At 58.9% G+C, this 292-nt stretch carries 1 pseudogene; it reads left to right on the forward strand.

The features are described from left to right. Positions 1-58: 58 nt before the first annotated feature. A pseudogene (locus tag P0G09_RS19875) lies at positions 59-292 on the forward strand (ABC transporter ATP-binding protein); the annotation flags it as partial.

The raw sequence follows: 292 nt of genomic DNA on the forward strand, positions 1-292 counted from the left end.
ACCGCCGGATGGTCGATCTGCAGCGGCTGGAGGATGAGACGAAGGGAGGCGAAAACGCATGAAGAATCTGAATCCGGTGGTTCTGGTGGGCGCTGTCATCGGCGTGATCACCGCCCTGCTGGTGGCAGCTTATGCCGCCGCCAAGGACAAAAAGACCGCTATGGGCTTTGAGCGCAACTTGGAGGACGGCGAGATCATGCGCCGCCTTGCCCGCTATGCCCGGCCCTACCTGAGCAAATTCCTCATCGTGGGCCTGCTGATGCTCTTCTCCATTGCCTACGATATCATTTCA

The sequence above is a fragment of the Faecalibacterium sp. DFI.5.82 genome (assembly GCF_029076575.1).
Classification (GTDB): Bacteria; Bacillota; Clostridia; order Oscillospirales; family Ruminococcaceae; genus Faecalibacterium; species Faecalibacterium duncaniae.